The 16,116-nt window shown below is 32.0% G+C and carries 8 protein-coding genes and 1 pseudogene; 2 read left to right on the plus strand and 7 right to left on the minus strand.

Annotated features, from left to right (window positions below; all coding sequences use genetic code 11):
• Window positions 1-172: 172 nt before the first annotated feature.
• The 5 genes from AC2A1C_RS14735 to AC2A1C_RS14755 form a co-directional block, all read right to left on the minus strand.
• Window positions 173-1,624 carry a helix-turn-helix transcriptional regulator gene (locus tag AC2A1C_RS14735; protein ID WP_484026646.1) on the minus strand — a complete coding sequence of 484 codons (1,452 nt, stop codon included), beginning with the start codon at window positions 1,622-1,624 and terminating at the stop codon, window positions 173-175.
• Between the two features lie 324 nt (window positions 1,625-1,948).
• A complete protein-coding gene (locus AC2A1C_RS14740) occupies window positions 1,949-5,485 on the minus strand; it encodes an NPCBM/NEW2 domain-containing protein (protein ID WP_484026647.1) in 3,537 nt (1,178 codons plus the stop codon).
• Window positions 5,486-5,554: 69 nt separating this feature from the next.
• The gene (locus AC2A1C_RS14745) at window positions 5,555-8,389 is read right to left on the minus strand and encodes an NPCBM/NEW2 domain-containing protein (RefSeq protein ID WP_484026649.1); all 2,835 of its coding nucleotides are present in this window, start codon (window positions 8,387-8,389) and stop codon (window positions 5,555-5,557) included.
• Between the two features lie 327 nt (window positions 8,390-8,716).
• Entirely contained in the window at window positions 8,717-9,421 is a 705-nt protein-coding gene (locus tag AC2A1C_RS14750) for a LytR/AlgR family response regulator transcription factor (protein ID WP_484026650.1), read from the minus strand.
• 10 nt (window positions 9,422-9,431) lie between these two features.
• Complete coding sequence (locus AC2A1C_RS14755) at window positions 9,432-12,341, minus strand: sensor histidine kinase (protein WP_484026652.1); 2,910 nt, start codon at window positions 12,339-12,341, stop codon at window positions 9,432-9,434.
• Window positions 12,342-12,598: 257 nt separating this feature from the next.
• On the opposite strand from AC2A1C_RS14755, the gene AC2A1C_RS14760 reads away from it, so the two are divergent.
• On the plus strand, window positions 12,599-13,813 hold the full coding sequence (locus tag AC2A1C_RS14760; protein ID WP_484026653.1) for a glycosyltransferase: 1,215 nt from the start codon (window positions 12,599-12,601) through the stop codon (window positions 13,811-13,813).
• Between the two features lie 19 nt (window positions 13,814-13,832).
• On the opposite strand, the gene prmA is transcribed toward AC2A1C_RS14760, so the two are convergent.
• On the minus strand, window positions 13,833-14,660 hold the full coding sequence (gene prmA / locus AC2A1C_RS14765) for a 50S ribosomal protein L11 methyltransferase (protein ID WP_484026654.1): 828 nt from the start codon (window positions 14,658-14,660) through the stop codon (window positions 13,833-13,835).
• A 253-nt stretch (window positions 14,661-14,913) separates the two neighbouring features.
• Between prmA and AC2A1C_RS14770 the strand changes: the two are divergent.
• Window positions 14,914-15,543, plus strand: a pseudogene (locus tag AC2A1C_RS14770) (IS982 family transposase); the annotation flags it as partial.
• Here the strand turns inward: AC2A1C_RS14770 and AC2A1C_RS14775 are convergent.
• The coding region (locus AC2A1C_RS14775) for a hypothetical protein (RefSeq protein ID WP_484026655.1) at window positions 15,513-16,116 on the minus strand (604 nt) is incomplete at its 5' end. The pseudogene AC2A1C_RS14770 and the gene AC2A1C_RS14775 sit on opposite strands and share 31 nt — an antisense overlap.

Consider the following 16,116-nt stretch of genomic DNA (forward strand, 5'->3'; position numbering starts at 1 on the left):
AAATTTTATTTATTCTGATTTTTAAGTCTTCGGCTTCGCTCAGACTGACATTGCTGAAAAATTAATATTAGATTTGTCGCACAAGGCGAAGCCAAAACATTCATTTTTTATAACCAATATTTTTAAAACAAATTTGAACAGACCTTAAAAAATAAAAAATTTTTAGGGTGATTCAGAAATCCATCATCCATTTATTGAGATCAATATCCGAAGGAATATTAAGCTGTTTTCTTAAACGGTTCTTTTTGATCTTCACTCCACTAATTGTCATGTGATGATAATGCGCAATTTCTTTGGTAGAGAAATTAAGCTTCAATAAGGCGCAAAATCTTAGCTGGCTTATTGTGAGGTCGGGATAAGTAGACGTTAGTTTTTCGTAAAATTCAGGATACACTTCTTTAAAACGAGTGAGAAATGCAGGATCATCACTTTTGGCAAGCTCTACCAAATCATCAAAGGTTTCATTTATCTTTTGCCCTAATTCTTTTATTTGGGTTTCTTTCTCTATTAAAATAGTTTCTTTTTGGAGTTTTTCTTGTTTTTCTTTATGATAATTTTTAAAGAATTTTACTGTGAAGTAAGCTATTACTATCAATAAAGCACCTATTGATGCTATAATAAAATAAAATTTTTCTTTAGATTCTGATTCTTTTTCAGCAATAATAAAAGTTGAAGCTGTATTGACAGCATCTTTTTCCATTTTACTTATACTATCATTAAGCTGAATGTATTTATTATTATAGAACTTAAAATTTTTGGAATCTCCTTTAATGTCATAAATATATGAGAGCTGTTCATAAATACCTTCCTTCAAGTAAGGGTCTTTATATTCTAAAGCTATTGAAAGTGCTTTGTTTGCATAATATAATGAGCTATCAATGTTATTCTTTTTTGAATGAATATACGAAATATTAAATAAATTGTATCCTTCATTTATTTTGTTTTTAATAGAAATAGAGAGCTGTAATCCTTTACGATTATAGTATAGTGCAGAATCCGTCTGGTTTAAATTTATGAAAGTATTTCCAAGATTATTATATGCATTTGACGTATTTTCTATCCTGTTTTTTTTATTTGATAATTTTTCATAGAACTTTACACACTTTTTTTGATAAAACAGTACAGAATCCAAGGGGCCATTCATTGTATTTATAATATCAGCTTTATTTTCTATCACCAGCCCCATCAAAAAGTAATAATTATTTCCTTTTTGCGTGGCTATTAACTTAAATGATTCATCAATTAAATTGTGCGCTTTTTCAGAAAAACCTAACTCAGTGTAGGCCAACGCTTGATGATTCATAGCAATAACTCTATCATAATCATCATTTTCCTCAATAGCCCTATCTTCTAATATTTCAGCATATTTTATGGTTTGCTTATAATCCCTAATTAATAAAAAGGATTGCGATATATTACCTAGTGCTTTGCGTTCGCCTTTTTTATAATTTATTTTAGTAGAAGCGTTGTATATCTTGAAAGCTAATTTTAATGCTTCCTTCTTATTTACAATATTATAAGGTAATTTGTTTAAACTATCTATTTGTTTTTCAGAATAATTTTGGGCATTTAAAGTAAAAAATGCATGTATCAAAAATAAAAATAGTAAAAAATTTTTCATCATCGCAAAGTTAATAATTTTTGCGATGATGTCTTTTTACAAGTTTGGTTTAATTAGCAAATTCAATAAAAGCAAAACCATCACATTTTCTGTAATGGTTTTTGTATTATTTGCTTTTATAGTTTCCTCCGTCAAAAGAAGAAGTTTTATGAATTGTGTTTCATAAAACTTCTTCCAATTTTCCTACCAATGATGCTTTGTCAGGATTTTACAGCCATTTTTCAGTTTTACTCCTCATATAAAAAAGTCGGAAGAAAAAATCTTCCGACTGTGGGTATCTTCTGTGATAGTCTTATGATAATTTTGGTTTATGATCTTAAAAACAAATTATTCCTTTATAATAGTTCTTGAATAAGATCTTCCGTTCTCAGGAATTACTTTTAAAATATAAACTCCTACAGGTTGCTTACTAATATCAATAGAGTTTTTGGTGTTTTTTACAGATTTTAAATTGTAAACCTCTCTGCTTGTATTTGCTGAATATATTACCAAAGTATAGTTTTCAACATTTTTATCTACCTCTACTGTAAATATACCTTTGTTAGGATTAGGAACAATAGTAATCACTTTTTCATCAGAAATTTCTGACTGAGGATTCTCTGTTGTTTCGGTTTGTGCTATTTTAGATGTTGAACAAGGTTTTTCAAATCTTATATTCACCCAATCTGCATGATCTCCCCAATTAAAATCTCCACCATCTTCAACAATCAATTCTATAAGTTGTTTTCCTACAATATCAATATCAAAAGGAACCGCAGCATCATTGATCCCTATTAAGCCTGATTGCCATAAAATAGTTCCATTTTGATCTTTAACAATAGCTTTGATTTTCATCGTTCCACAATTACAACCGTCTGCTGAATCATCTCGCCCAATAAGTCCTTTTAACCTTGTATATCCTTGTCCATTAATATTATATTTAATGTTTGAAATAGCATGTGTTCCTAAACCTTTAGTGTACTGTACTCCCTGAACTGTCAATAAATTACCATTTGCATTTTTGTCCTTCTGTAGAGTACCATATCCTTGTGAAGCAGATGCTGGTGTTAAATCTGATAAATATGTTGTACAATTTGTAGGAAGATTACAGGAACTGGAGGCTACGGCTGTTAAACATCCATTAAGGGTGTTTGTTCCTGAGCAGTTCTTAATTCTGGCTTGAAAATAGAAACATCTATTTACTGAAGGACATGTGTATACAAGTTCATTATTGCCAGTATTTGCTTCTCTCCAAACCGATTCGCCTTCCGGTAAAAACTCTGCTTTTTGTCCGTTCAATAAACCGGTTACTCTAACATAATAGGTATCTGTACCATTACACTTAATAGCTTTATTATAAGAAGTATCCCAATTGATACTATTATTACAAAGAGTAATTACATCAGAATACAAATATTTTTGAGGCACTATTTGTAAAGCCTGATTAGGATACTCCCAATACAGTCTTGCTGATGCACCGCCATAACCTTCTCTGAAACGATATTCTATATTATGTTTGCCACAGGTTAAATTAATACTTCCCTGTCTCCATTCATCACCATGTCCTCCCGGCCAATCATTAATGATTGTATTCCCATCAATAATAAGAACCGTAGCATCATCATTATAAGTTTTAAATGTATAAGTACCTGCAACAGGAGCTTCTATCTGACCTTCCCATTTTACAGAGAAATTTTCACTGTTGATACCGCCTCCGGGACTTCCTGCTCCCCATGCAAAATCTATGGTTGCATCTGTACGGATCATTGTCGGTGAGCCACTAAGTTGATCGTTGTTATAATAAGAACCTTTTAGCCCTGTCCCGTTTTGGGTAATTGTACATCCATTACAAGAGGTTCCGTTTCCACTTAAACTGCCATTAATTACAGTTGTACAATTTTTAATTCTCGCCTTAAAATTAATTTGATTAGAGGTGGAAGTGGTTTGATAAATAAGTTCATTATTTCCACTATTGGCATCTACCCAAGCTCCTTCTTCTGCTGAAAATTGAGCAGTTTGTCCACTTTGTAAACCGTTTACTCTCACATAAAAAGTTCTTACTCCGTTACAGGATGTAATATGATTATAAGCAGTGTCCCAAGTGATAGAATTGGAGCAGCCAGTAGTTGTTGTAACAGGCTTTTCTACTAAAATAGGATCAATCCAATCTACATAATCTGCTTCTAAATTATTGCCGGTTCCTGTATCAGCCGTTAGTTCAAGAGATTGTACCCCATCTACTCGAAGATCTTTTATCTCTATAATCCTATTATCATTATCCAATGGCCCATACACCAAATCATTATTATTATCCCTTTTAATATGTACATACGTATTGTTATTATCGCCTTGAGGAACTCCAATATCATCTCTTGCAATTTTAACTGAAAAAGTACTATACTTTCCTTGTAATTTATATCTTCTCCAAGAATAAGACTTCATTCCTACTCCATTAGCATAAGTAGTGGAGACTACTTGCATATTGCCTCCATTTGCATTTTTATTATCTTGAACCAGACCGTCTTGTCCATCTTTTGGAAAATTTTGGGTGATTGGTGTTACATTACAAGGAGGTGTATATGTATAATTATTAGCGGGTAGGATAGGGACTGCATTAACGAAAAAATTAGAATTCAGACTTTCTGCCCATTTCATAGCTACTTCTCCTTGCCCACTAGTATTAAAATGAATATCATCACTTCTATGACCACTCGTATATTGATCTGTATTAGGTCCAGCAAAGACTCTGATTAAACCACTTTGAATTATTTCATTTTGTGCATCTATGACACATGTATTTGTAGAACTTGGAGCTGTACATTTTATTCCGTCACCTTTATAATAAGATGCACGGGCAATGACCCACGATATATCGTGATTTGCTTCTAATCTGGTTTTTTTAATGAGATTTGATAAATAATTAAAGTAATCATTTTTTGTGGTGTTTAATAAGTAATCTGTTTCACCTTGATGCCATAAAATAGCCCTGAGTCCTACTTTATTTTTTACATTGGTTAAAACATGTTGTAAATTTCCATAAATACTACTTTTTTCTTCTAACCATTGCCCTATATAAGAACCTGAAAATGCCGCTTGGTAGAACGCAATTGGCACCTGTTCTTGCTCGACTAATAGTTCCCCAACTTTCCCCCAATACCAAACATAGGTATCATGCTGTCCTGCAGGAGCAATATTATTGGGCTCGTTATAATTTCGATAATTTTGATAATCTGTATCCGAACAAGTGGGGGAGCATACTTTACCAAAACTGAAAGTCTTTTTCTCATTAAAATACTTAATATATCCTTTATTGACATAAGGAGCAGATGGGGTTAAATTACTCCAAGAAGGTGCATTGCCTACATCTTTTATTCCACCTCCCGCTGCATTAGACTGTCCGGCTATTGCAAATACTTCTCCTACACCAAATGTTCGATATTGACGTAATATAACACCGTTAGAAAAATTAAAGACTAATTCCAATTTATACATACCCCCTTGTATTGGTATTTTAAAAGTATAATCTTTTCCATTAATTAGTGTTTGGGATATACTTAAATAACCATTTCCCGATAATATTACATTTCCATTTCGAGGATCTATATAACCTTGTTCTTCCGTTCCAGCCGTATTAATTTTTTTGAATCTTATATTAGCAGTATAAGTTGCAAACTTATAGTATCCTGAATAGTAAAATGAAACCATAGCATAATTGTCTGCTCCTCTACCTTTTCTTTGAAATATCAGTCCGTCTTCATTTGGGAAAGAGATCCGGTTCACTGGAGGAGTAATAGTGCTTTCTACGACATTAACTTGCCCGTACACACTTATTTCACCACACATCAGCAGAAAAATAAAAATTAAAAAATGTGTTGCTTTGTTCATATATAATTTTTTTGCGTTTTTTATAAATATAATATAGAAGCTGTCTTTTGACAGCTTCTATAACCTACATTATTTCTTAATAATATTCTCAGTCAACGTTTCCCCTCTTTCAGTAGTTACTCTTACAATATAAATACCTGTAGGTTGTGAACTGATATTTACAGATATATTTCCTCTGTTGTTGTTAGAAATAAAGACTTCTTTCTTTGTATTTACAGAGTAGATCGCCAAAGAATATTTCTCATTTTCTTTTACGTGTATCGTAAATATACCATTATTAGGATTTGGTGTAATGACCATGAACTTTTCAGTATAAACTTCCTGTTTTGGTTGTTTTTCTTTAGTTTCTGTCTGTATCACTCTTGCAGATGTAGAACAGCTTTTAAAAAGTTCTGCATTTACCCATCCTGCGCTATCACAATAATTATTCGCATTTTGATTAGTTTCCAATTCTAAAATAGTAGTTCCGGCTGGTAAACTGATGTCAAAATTCTGAGGCGCTCCATTCTGAAGTACATTGGCTTGCCAAAGAATAGTCCCATTTTGATTCTTAATGATTCCTTTTACTCCATCTCCACAAGTACCGGCATGTCCGAAAGTTCCTTTAAAACGAACATATCCTTGTCCATTAATATCAAATTTCATAGTTCCGGGTGCATGTGTTCCATATCCGGTATAAGGAGTGGAAGAACCACTTGGAGAGGTGGAACCATTTATTTTTAAAGGACCTCCATCACTTCCTTGGTTTCTGTACAGTATATTTCCATTGCAGCAACCCTGAGTAACATAAAAAGGAGTAAGATCAGTAAGGTTAGTACTGTTACATGTTTGATTTTGCTCAATGTTTACAGTAATCGGATTTACACCTGTAGCAGTGAATGTAACACTTCCATTTCTATTAGAAGTACTAGCTGTTACTGATATGCTTACTGTAGTATTCCCATTTCCACCAGAAGTAGGAGATATAGTAATCCAAGAATTCCCATTGTTGCTAGCTGTCCAATTACCTGACAAGTTAGCTGCTGAAACCGTTACAGTTTTAGTTCCTTGTGACAAACCATAGCTTAAAGACGTTGATGATACAGAAAATGAAGTTGGGTTACAATTGGTAGAAGTAAGGGTAGGATTAATCCAATCTATATAATCACTTGATACTCCATCACCACCTGTATCTGAAATCAACTCTAATGTTTGCTTTCCTGCAACATTTATTACCACATCTTGTTCCTTAAAGTTGTTGTTGAATGGACCGTAAACTGTACCCATTACTCCATCTAATTTTACATAAACATAGGCATTACCGGCAATTCCATTTCCTGCATCATCTCTTCCTATTTTTACTGTAAATGTATTGTATTGACCATTAAGTGCATATTTTCTTGTTTGGTAAGAACGCATCCCTATTCCTGTAGAATATACTGTTCCGTTTACCTTCATGCTTTGTCCTAAAGCATTTTTGTTGTTTTGTATAAAACCATCTCCTGCTTCACTTATTACAGGTCTAGTGAGTAAGCTACTGCTACATCCTGTTTGCTCAATATTTACAGTAATCGGATTTACACCTGCAGCAGTAAATGTAACACTTCCATTTCTATTAGAAGTACTAGCTGCTACTGATATGCTTACTGTGGTATTCCCATTTCCACCAGAAGTAGGAGATAAAGTGATCCAAGAATTCCCATTGTTGCTAGCTGTCCAATTACCTGACAAGTTAGCTGCTGAAACCGTTACAGTTTTAGTTTCTTGTGGCAAACCATAGCTTAAAGACGTTGATGATACAGAAAGTGAAGACCCTCCTACATTTAAGGTAATAGTAGAATAATTATTTTGCATATTAGGCAGTATTTGTCCCATTTTTTGAGGGCCTGCAGCTGGATTTTCCATACCTGTTTCTGTATCATAGTTTTTAGCATCCCTTACTTTAATAGTGTGTGTTCCAGCAGGTAGTAAAAGATAGTTTTTACCAAAAACATTATTATCTACTAATGCGTAGTAGTCTATCATGGATCCATTGATATAAGATTTTTCACCAGGTGTATTCATTTCATATACGCCACTTCCTCCTGTAAGATTGATTTTTACTTTATATAAGTTGCCTACCATACCTTGATTTTCTATGGAAGCAAGGGTAATAGGTGTGTAGTTACTATTTACTTTTTGAATAGTTTTACTGATTGATGGATGATTGGCACACTTATCAAACTGGTAGGTGAAAGTGGTAGTTCCTGACGGCAAACCTCTATAAAAAAAGTGATTAAAATTGTCATCAATTAGAAAAGGATAATTATCATTATAAGGCTCTTTATCACAAGCATTAGGGGTATTGATAATATTGTGTGCTTTGTTATTCGTATCATTATATATAGTAGTTCTATCAGTTATAACCACATCACTGGTAAAACTTGCAGGCATTTGTTTCCAATCAATATGAGTAAATAGATATTGGCCTTGGTTGTTTTTGAATCCAATCAGAAGATATTTTCCTAATGGAGTGACTCCATCTGCCTGTAATGTACTCATTCTTGTATTCCAAAAAGACTTATTACTATCATCAGTGGTATTCCAAGTATCTCCTCCGCCACTGTCTAATTGGTTTTTAATTGCTTGGTAATATGATATATTTGTCTCATCAATTGGAATTTTATTTGTACCATTTGCACAAAAGTCAGTACCATTACTATGTCTTACCGTAAACTTAACAGAAGAACTCCCGTTCATAAAAGCCTGAAGATCTGCACTGTTTTTATTGATCAAGACTTCACCATGCCATACTTGGCCAAAATGAAAGTAGCGCCCTCTAAATGTTGCAATATTGTTTTTTATTGTAATAGTATTACACTGAGAAAAGAAATTTGTATAGTTTAATAATAAAAGTATTATTGATATTAAAATTTTATTCTTCATTGTTCAAAAATTAATAGAATTTAATTAAAATTATTTAAGAATTATTTTTTTACACGAGATTGTTATTTTAAGGAGGTGCATTAGGCATAAGATTAACTTTAAGATACTCCTTACTAAGGTATAAAGCAGCACCTTATTTATATATCTCCAATTAGCGAACATTGCTTTTTAGTTTGTGAACAATGTGTTTTATTGAGTAAAGTATTTTTTCAATAAATGTGTGAAGTTTGTAGTAATTACAACAATATCTGTGAATTTTATCCCACAGATATTGCCTCAGTAACTTTAAAAATTACCCAGTATACTAAGCGCTAAAACCCAATACTGCTACATAAAATCTAAAATAAAACTTTTTTTGGATGAAGAAATGGGAATAGAGGTTCCGCAGGACAGTATTAAACTTCCACCCTGTGTCTTATCATACTTCATTATTTTATTTAGATTAATGATATGAGAACGGTGGCAACGCATGAAAAAATTACCGGGTAATTTCGTTTCTATTTCTTTTAATGTTTTTGAAACAAGTTTGGGTTTCTGGTTTGTAGTATAGATTCTTACATAATTGCTTTCTGCTTCTATCCTTATGATATCATTATAGTCAATAAATTCTACACCATCTTCATACGGAACAGAAAGTTTAGTATATGAAAATGTACTTGTTTGGGAATGACAAGAAATTTTATCGGAAACTCTTTGTATCGCATTTTTAAGCTCCTGAAAATCAATAGGTTTTACAAGATAATCTGATGCCTTTACCCGCAAAGCATCTATAGCATATTTTTCGTAAGCAGTTATAAAAATAAATTCAAAATTGATTTCGTCAAAAAAATTCAACAAATCAAACCCGGTTCCGGAAGGCATATTGATATCTAAAAATACAAGCTGTGGTTTGTGGCGCAAAATTTCCTTAACGCCTTCTAATATACCGGTAACGCTTTTAACAATTTGTACTTCTGGACAATAGGTTTTTAGTAGTATTTCCAGATTTTCTATTGCAGGTATTTCATCATCTATAATTAGTGCTTTTATCATAAATTTATCATTATTTGTGTTTTTGTTTTATTAATGGGATCGTAAACAATGCTACACTTCCTTTTATTGCATTGTTTTCTACATTATCCATTATACTGAATTTGTATTCTTTATGATGAAGCTCATTAAAAAGAGCTATTCTTTTCTTCGTAATATCTATTCCTTTTGATTTTTGGGTTTCGTAAAGTTTTGCTTTTTTATTTTCAAGAGATAATGAGTAACCAATACCATTATCTATAATTTTTATTTCCAGCATATCTTTTTGATCTGAAATTTGGATTTCCAGCAAGCCTTTATCTGAATCTTGTTTGTTTAATAATCCATGCCATATAGCATTTTCTACCAAAGGCTGTATGAGCATGGAGGGAAGAAAAACATTGTTGGTGAAAATAGAGCCACTTATCGAAATATTATAATCGAAACGATTGGAAAACCGTAACTGCTCCAATTCAATGTAAAGGCTAAGTGTTTCCAGTTCTTGTTCCAATGAGATATGCTGTTCAGCAGAATACTCAAAAATATTTCGTATCAGTCTTGAAAATCGTACTAAATAGATCTGTGCCTCTTCTCCTTGATGTTTTAATAGAAAATTATATATGGAATTTAGGGAGTTAAAAATAAAATGAGGCTTAATCTGGCTTGCTAAAGCAATCTGCATACTGCTATTAACTTCTTTTATTAATTTTTTTCTTCGCTTTTTTGCAGCATTAGAATAGTAATATATGGCATATATTGATCCGAAAATAATAAATATAATGAGCAAGATAAACCACCAACTTTTCCAGTAAGGAAGTATGATATTAAACTCTATTATTTTAGGAGAAGTCCAATTGCCATTACTATATTGGGCTGCAAATTCAAAAGTATATTCATTGGGTGAAAGATGGCTGTAGATTACATTTCTGTTGCGGGTATAATCCCACCTGTCTGATAGTCCCTTCATTCTATATTTATACAAAATATTTCCTGATTGTTTAAAATCTATGGCTTCAAACTCTATCCTTATAAGATTTTCATTGTAATTCAGTTTATATCTTCCTAAAATGAGAGTATCCTTGTCATTTATCCTTATATTCTTAACATAAAGAGGGATGCTTTTTGTTTTGTATTTTTCTAATTGATTAAGATTGATTTTATTTAATCCCCGTTCGGTTCCCAGATAAGCTATACTATCTTTTATGATAATCTGGCGGACTTGCTTAGAGGTAATACCTTCTGCCAGTGTAATTTTTTTTCCAATAACTATTGATCCCTTTTTTTTGTATGCTATATTTATACCTCCGTCTGTAGCAATCCATATTGTATCATTCACCTTGTACAAGCCATTAATGGTATTGCTTAATAGACCATTTTCTTCAGTATAAGTAATAATTTTATTCTTCTTTATAATTTTCAAGCCATTTCCGCGAGTTCCCAATAATGTATCTTTGTCTATAATTTCTATATCCTGGACTCTCGAATTGATTTCATTATTTTTAGGGTGAGCTACTATTGATTCTCCGTTATAAATGTACAGACCTGTAAGAGAGCCTATAAGAATATTCCCATTACTTAAACTAAATACAGAGTTTATTTTTAGTCCCAGATATTGATAAAGGGGCTCCCATTTATTATCCTTAAGTTGGAAAAAGCAGAACTGACTGGCAGCATATACCTTACCATTGAGACAGAAAACAGATCGCATTCTATCAAAATTTTGCTTACTTAGTAAGAAAGAATGATCAAAGTTGAATTGATAATAATAGGGTGTAATAAAGTTTGAATTTTCAAATAAAGAATTGCTTTCGCATGGTCTGTTGATGATATATATATCATTTTTTGTATCGTGTAAAACACCACACTCCGTATTATTATCAAAGCATACGGTATATATTTTGTTATTCAGATAAAATAATGTAGGAAAAGCATATTTAATGGGAGTTTGATTTTTCTCCAATATTTGTATTGCCTTATTTTTAATTTGAAATATACCATTATTACTTGTTGTAATCCAGATATTTTTATTTTTGTCTGCATATACTCCGCTTATTTGGTTTCCTTTAAGAAACTGATTTCTTCGGTTTCCCTCTTTGTCCAAAACAAGAACACCTATATTGGTAGATAACCATATTTCATTATCTATGCATAACACGTTATAAGATTCTATATTTTTACCTATTAATTTTTCTTTTACAGTGCCATTTTTTATGATATAAAGTTTTTCATAAGTGAAAATATATTTCGTATTCCCAATCCCAACATGAGCTATTTCTGAACTTTTCTCTATAGTCTTTCTTGGAAACTTAAGGTATCGGTTTGTAGAAATCGGGATATTGATGAAACGTCTGATAGTGTCATTTATATCAAAAAAAGAAATAAGATGCTCTTTATTATTAAAATAAATAAACTCTTGAGCGTTTGGTAAAGTGTGCTTATCGTATTTTTTTATTAAAGTTCCATTAGAGGATAGAATAAACCCTCCTAAATGAAATATCATTAAAATCCTGCCGTCTTTATCTACATCCAATCCTATAACAGATCTTCCGAATTTTTTTGATAACTCAATTACATTTTTATTCCCTTTAAAAGCATGAAATCTGCCTTTATCGTAATAGCATAAAGTATTGTTATATCCAGCCATCCAAACTCTTCCATAAGAATCTAAAGCCATTCTAAGAATTGTATTATCCGTCAAACCGTTATAAGTTGTAAAAGTTTCAAACTCATACCCGTTAAAACGTGCTACTCCCCTATCTGTACCAATCCAGATATACCCTTCGGAATCTTCCAAAGCACAATATGTTTCTGTACTGGGCAGCCCATGTTCAACATCATATTGAATAAAATTATATCCAAAATCCAATACATTTTGTGCATAAGATATATTTAGGTTAGATATAAGAAAGAGTAATGAATATAAAAACGGATAGAGACACTTCACTTTTTTCAATATGAACAAATCAATGTAAATATATTATAAAAAAGCGCAAAAAAAAATAAAAAATACCTTTTTTACGTTACAAAAACAAAAAAACTTTAACTATCACAATACTATGATTTTACAAAGACAAATAATTTATTTTTCATATAAAATCAACTAAAAAACAGCGGCTGAACTTTTGATAATTTTCTGATTTGGCAAAAAAGAGAAATCAGAAATAGCTTCTCATTTTTGTTTTTATATTTATTTTTGCTCTCGTGAAACATTTGGTCATCATTGGTCTTGTAATTCCTGAACCTGCTTCTACAGCAGCAGGTTATAGAATGATGCAGCTTATCCGTCTTTTTCAAGAATGGAATTATAAAATCACCTTTCTTACATCTTCTAACAATGTAGAATTTTCTGAAAAAATTTCATTTGAAAAAATTGAATTGAATGATAGCCGTTTTGACGAATTAATTCAAAAAATCAATCCCGACATTGTCCTTTTCGACCGCTATATCACTGAAGAACAATACGGATGGAGAGTTTCTGAGAACTGCCCGAATGCAATGAAAATTCTGGATACAGAAGATCTGCATTTTTTAAGAGAAGGACGCAGAAAAGCGTTTCTTGAAAAGAGACGTTTTGAAAATGATGATTTAATCAATGATACACTTAAAAGAGAAATGGCTTCTATTTTACGATGCGATTTGTCTTTAATTATTTCTGAATTTGAACATCAGCTTTTGATCGAAAATTTCAACATTAATCCTGAAATTCTTTTTTACATTCCATTTTTTACTGAAAATTTCTCCGAAAAAAATTCCGCTTTTGAACAAAGAAAAAATTTTGTCAGCATTGGAAATTTTCTTCACGAACCAAACTGGCAAACCGTTCTGAAACTAAAACAAATTTGGAAAAATATCCGAAAAAAACTTCCTGAAACGGAACTTCATATTTACGGAGCTTATGCCCGTGAAAAAGTCTATCAGCTGCATAATGAAAAGGAAGGTTTTATCATTAAAGGAAGAGCAGATTCTGTGGAAAAAATTTTTAATGAATATAAAGTTCTTCTTGCTCCCATTCCTTTTGGAGCCGGCCTGAAAGGAAAACTCTGGGAAAGCATGATATATGGAATTCCCAATATTACAAGTTCTGTCGGTTCTGAAGCAATGCACGGAAATTTATCTTGGAATGGTTTCATTGAAGATGATGACGAAAATTTCATTGAAAAATCGGTGGAATTGTATCAAGACAAAAACATTTGGAATAAAGCCCAAGAAAATGGCTACAAAATCCTTGAAAATATTTTCAAAAAGGAATTATATGCAAACCATTTTTATCAAAAAATAACTGAGATACAACAAAATCTCTTCTCGCACCGAAATCGTAATTTTCTCGGACAAATTCTTCAACATCATTCTTTAAATTCTACAAAGTATTTGAGCAGATGGATTGAGGAAAAAAATAAAAAAAGTAATTCAGATTAGAGATGTGATTTCAATAAATTTATTTTTCCAAAAGAAGGCTCATCCATTCTTCTCGTTGCTGCTTGTTTTTCAAAGTCAAATTATTTTCGGTGCAAACTTCCAAAATATCATCAACATCAAAAAAGCATAAACCTGAAAGCAATAATTGACCGCCATTATTCAAAACCGAAACATACGTCGGAATATCCGAAATCAAAATATTTCTATTGATATTCGCTAAAATAATATCAAAATTTTCTGAACCTAAGTTTTCCGCAGTTCCTTGAGAAATTTCCAATTCTACATCGTTTCTCTCCGCATTTTCTTTGGAATTTTCTACCGACCATTCGTCAATATCAATGGCTACCACTTTTTCTGCTCCTTTTTGTTTGGCAAAAATCGCCAAAACAGAAGTTCCGCAACCCATATCCAACACTTTTTTTCCTGAAAAATCCATTTCCAGCATTTGCTGAATCATAAGATGCGTCGTTGGATGATGTCCTGTTCCAAATGACATTTTCGGCTGAATGATAATTTCGTGAAGATCGAGATTGGATTCATGGAATTCTGCACGGATCAGAACTTTATCTGCCACATTTATCGGGCTGAAATTCTTTTCCCATTCTTCGTTCCAATTGATATTCGGCATTTGCTCGAAAGTATATTTGATGGCGACTTCCGAACTGTTCATTAAAGGAAGGTTTTTCAATTCTTTTTCATTGAAAAGATCTTCCTGAATGTATCCTAAAATTCCGTCGTGTTCTTCGGTAAAACTGTCAAAACCAATTTCGATGAGTTCTGCCATTAAGATTTCATTCCACGGTTGAAGCGGAGATATTTTGAAGTTGAATTCCAGATAATTTTGCATTCGTCAATTTTTTGCAAAAATAGTGAAAGTATCACGAATTTGCGTCCCGGATTGAACGGCATGTTTGAGCTCTTTTTGTAAGCGAAGGCTCAAAATGAAAGCGGTTGCACAAAAAAGCGAGTAGTGAAAGCCGGAAAAGACGCTCTAATTAAAGTGAGTTCGATGTAAAAAATATAAAAAAAAATATAAAAATAGCAGAAAAATTAGTATATTTAAGGTATTGAAAATCAAATATTTAACTAAAATTTCCGCTATGATTTCTGATGATAAAATTACAACTATTTTTTACATTGTTGATGAGTTTTTTAAAGAATTTGATAACATTCTCAAAGATTATGCTCTGAAAGATCCGAAAATTAAGATCCGAAACCGAAAATTTGCAATGTCAGAGAGCGAAGTAATGACTATTATGATATTGTTTCACTACGGCGCTTTCAAAAACCTGAAACATTTTTATCAAGGTTATGTTCAAAGATATATGAAGAAAGAGTTTCCTGTAACTGTTTCCTACAACAGATTTGTAGAACTCCAAAAGAAAGTGAATGTTCCGATGGCGGTTTTCGTAAAGATGATGTGTTTGGGAAAATGCACAGGCATATCTTTTATAGACTCTACACCCATTAGAGCCTGTCATATCAAAAGGGAAAAACAGCATAAAACATTCAAAAATATTGCTCAAAAAGGACAATGTTCTTTGGGTTGGTTTTATGGATTTAAGCTTCATTTAATCATCAATGACAAAGGCGAAATTTTAGATTTTATCCTAACAACAGGCAATGTAGACGATAGAGAACCGCTGAAAAGTATGGATTTGCACAAATGGATTTTTGGAAAACTTTTTGGGGATAAAGGTTATATCGGCAAGGATTTATTTGAACAACTTAAATAAATTCCCAAACCAATGAATACGAAAACTAACATCCGGACAATTTTTACAAACGGTTTCGTTTTGCAAAAGTCTTTTATTGCCAATGTTTTGTCATAATATTTTGAGTTTGAGGAAGCTCCACTTGGTATAATGTCAAAAAGGAGAATGTTTTCATCGTTTTGCAATATTAGTTTCCACCAAAAATTTTCCTTTATTTGTTTTTCAATCTCCGGAATGAGCAAAACTGCATTTACCTTATCTCCTGTCTGAATCTTTTGTGTGAAAAATATTTTGAAATTCATATCATCAGGATTGATTGTTGGCTGGGTATAAGTTCTGTAAGTAGTATTATCTTCATAGAAATGCAATAGAAAATCGTTTTTGGAAATTCTGGCTTTTGTGGTTACTTCCAGTCTTTTTTCAATACTTTTTATGGTGAAAGTTTTTATTTGAAAAGACTTTATGCTAAACAATTTTTCGCTGATATTATTTTCTATCGTCTTTTCAATAAAAGTAAAAGAGAGGCATCCCGCTATTAGGCTGGAAATTATAATGATATAAAATAGTTTTTTGTTAGGCAGCATATAT

The organism is Chryseobacterium sp. HNCC26DJ241, from assembly GCF_057180505.1.

Bases quoted from the DNA above. Each gene is read 5' to 3' on its own strand.
- AC2A1C_RS14745 (WP_484026649.1), bottom strand. From the start codon at position 8,389: ATGAAGAATAAAATTTTAATATCAATAATACTTTTATTATTAAACTAT.
- AC2A1C_RS14740 (WP_484026647.1), bottom strand. From the start codon at position 5,485: ATGAACAAAGCAACACATTTTTTAATTTTTATTTTTCTGCTGATGTGT.
- AC2A1C_RS14750 (WP_484026650.1), bottom strand. From the start codon at position 9,421: ATGATAAAAGCACTAATTATAGATGATGAAATACCTGCAATAGAAAAT.
- prmA (WP_484026654.1), bottom strand. From the start codon at position 14,660: ATGCAAAATTATCTGGAATTCAACTTCAAAATATCTCCGCTTCAACCG.
- AC2A1C_RS14735 (WP_484026646.1), bottom strand. From the start codon at position 1,624: ATGATGAAAAATTTTTTACTATTTTTATTTTTGATACATGCATTTTTT.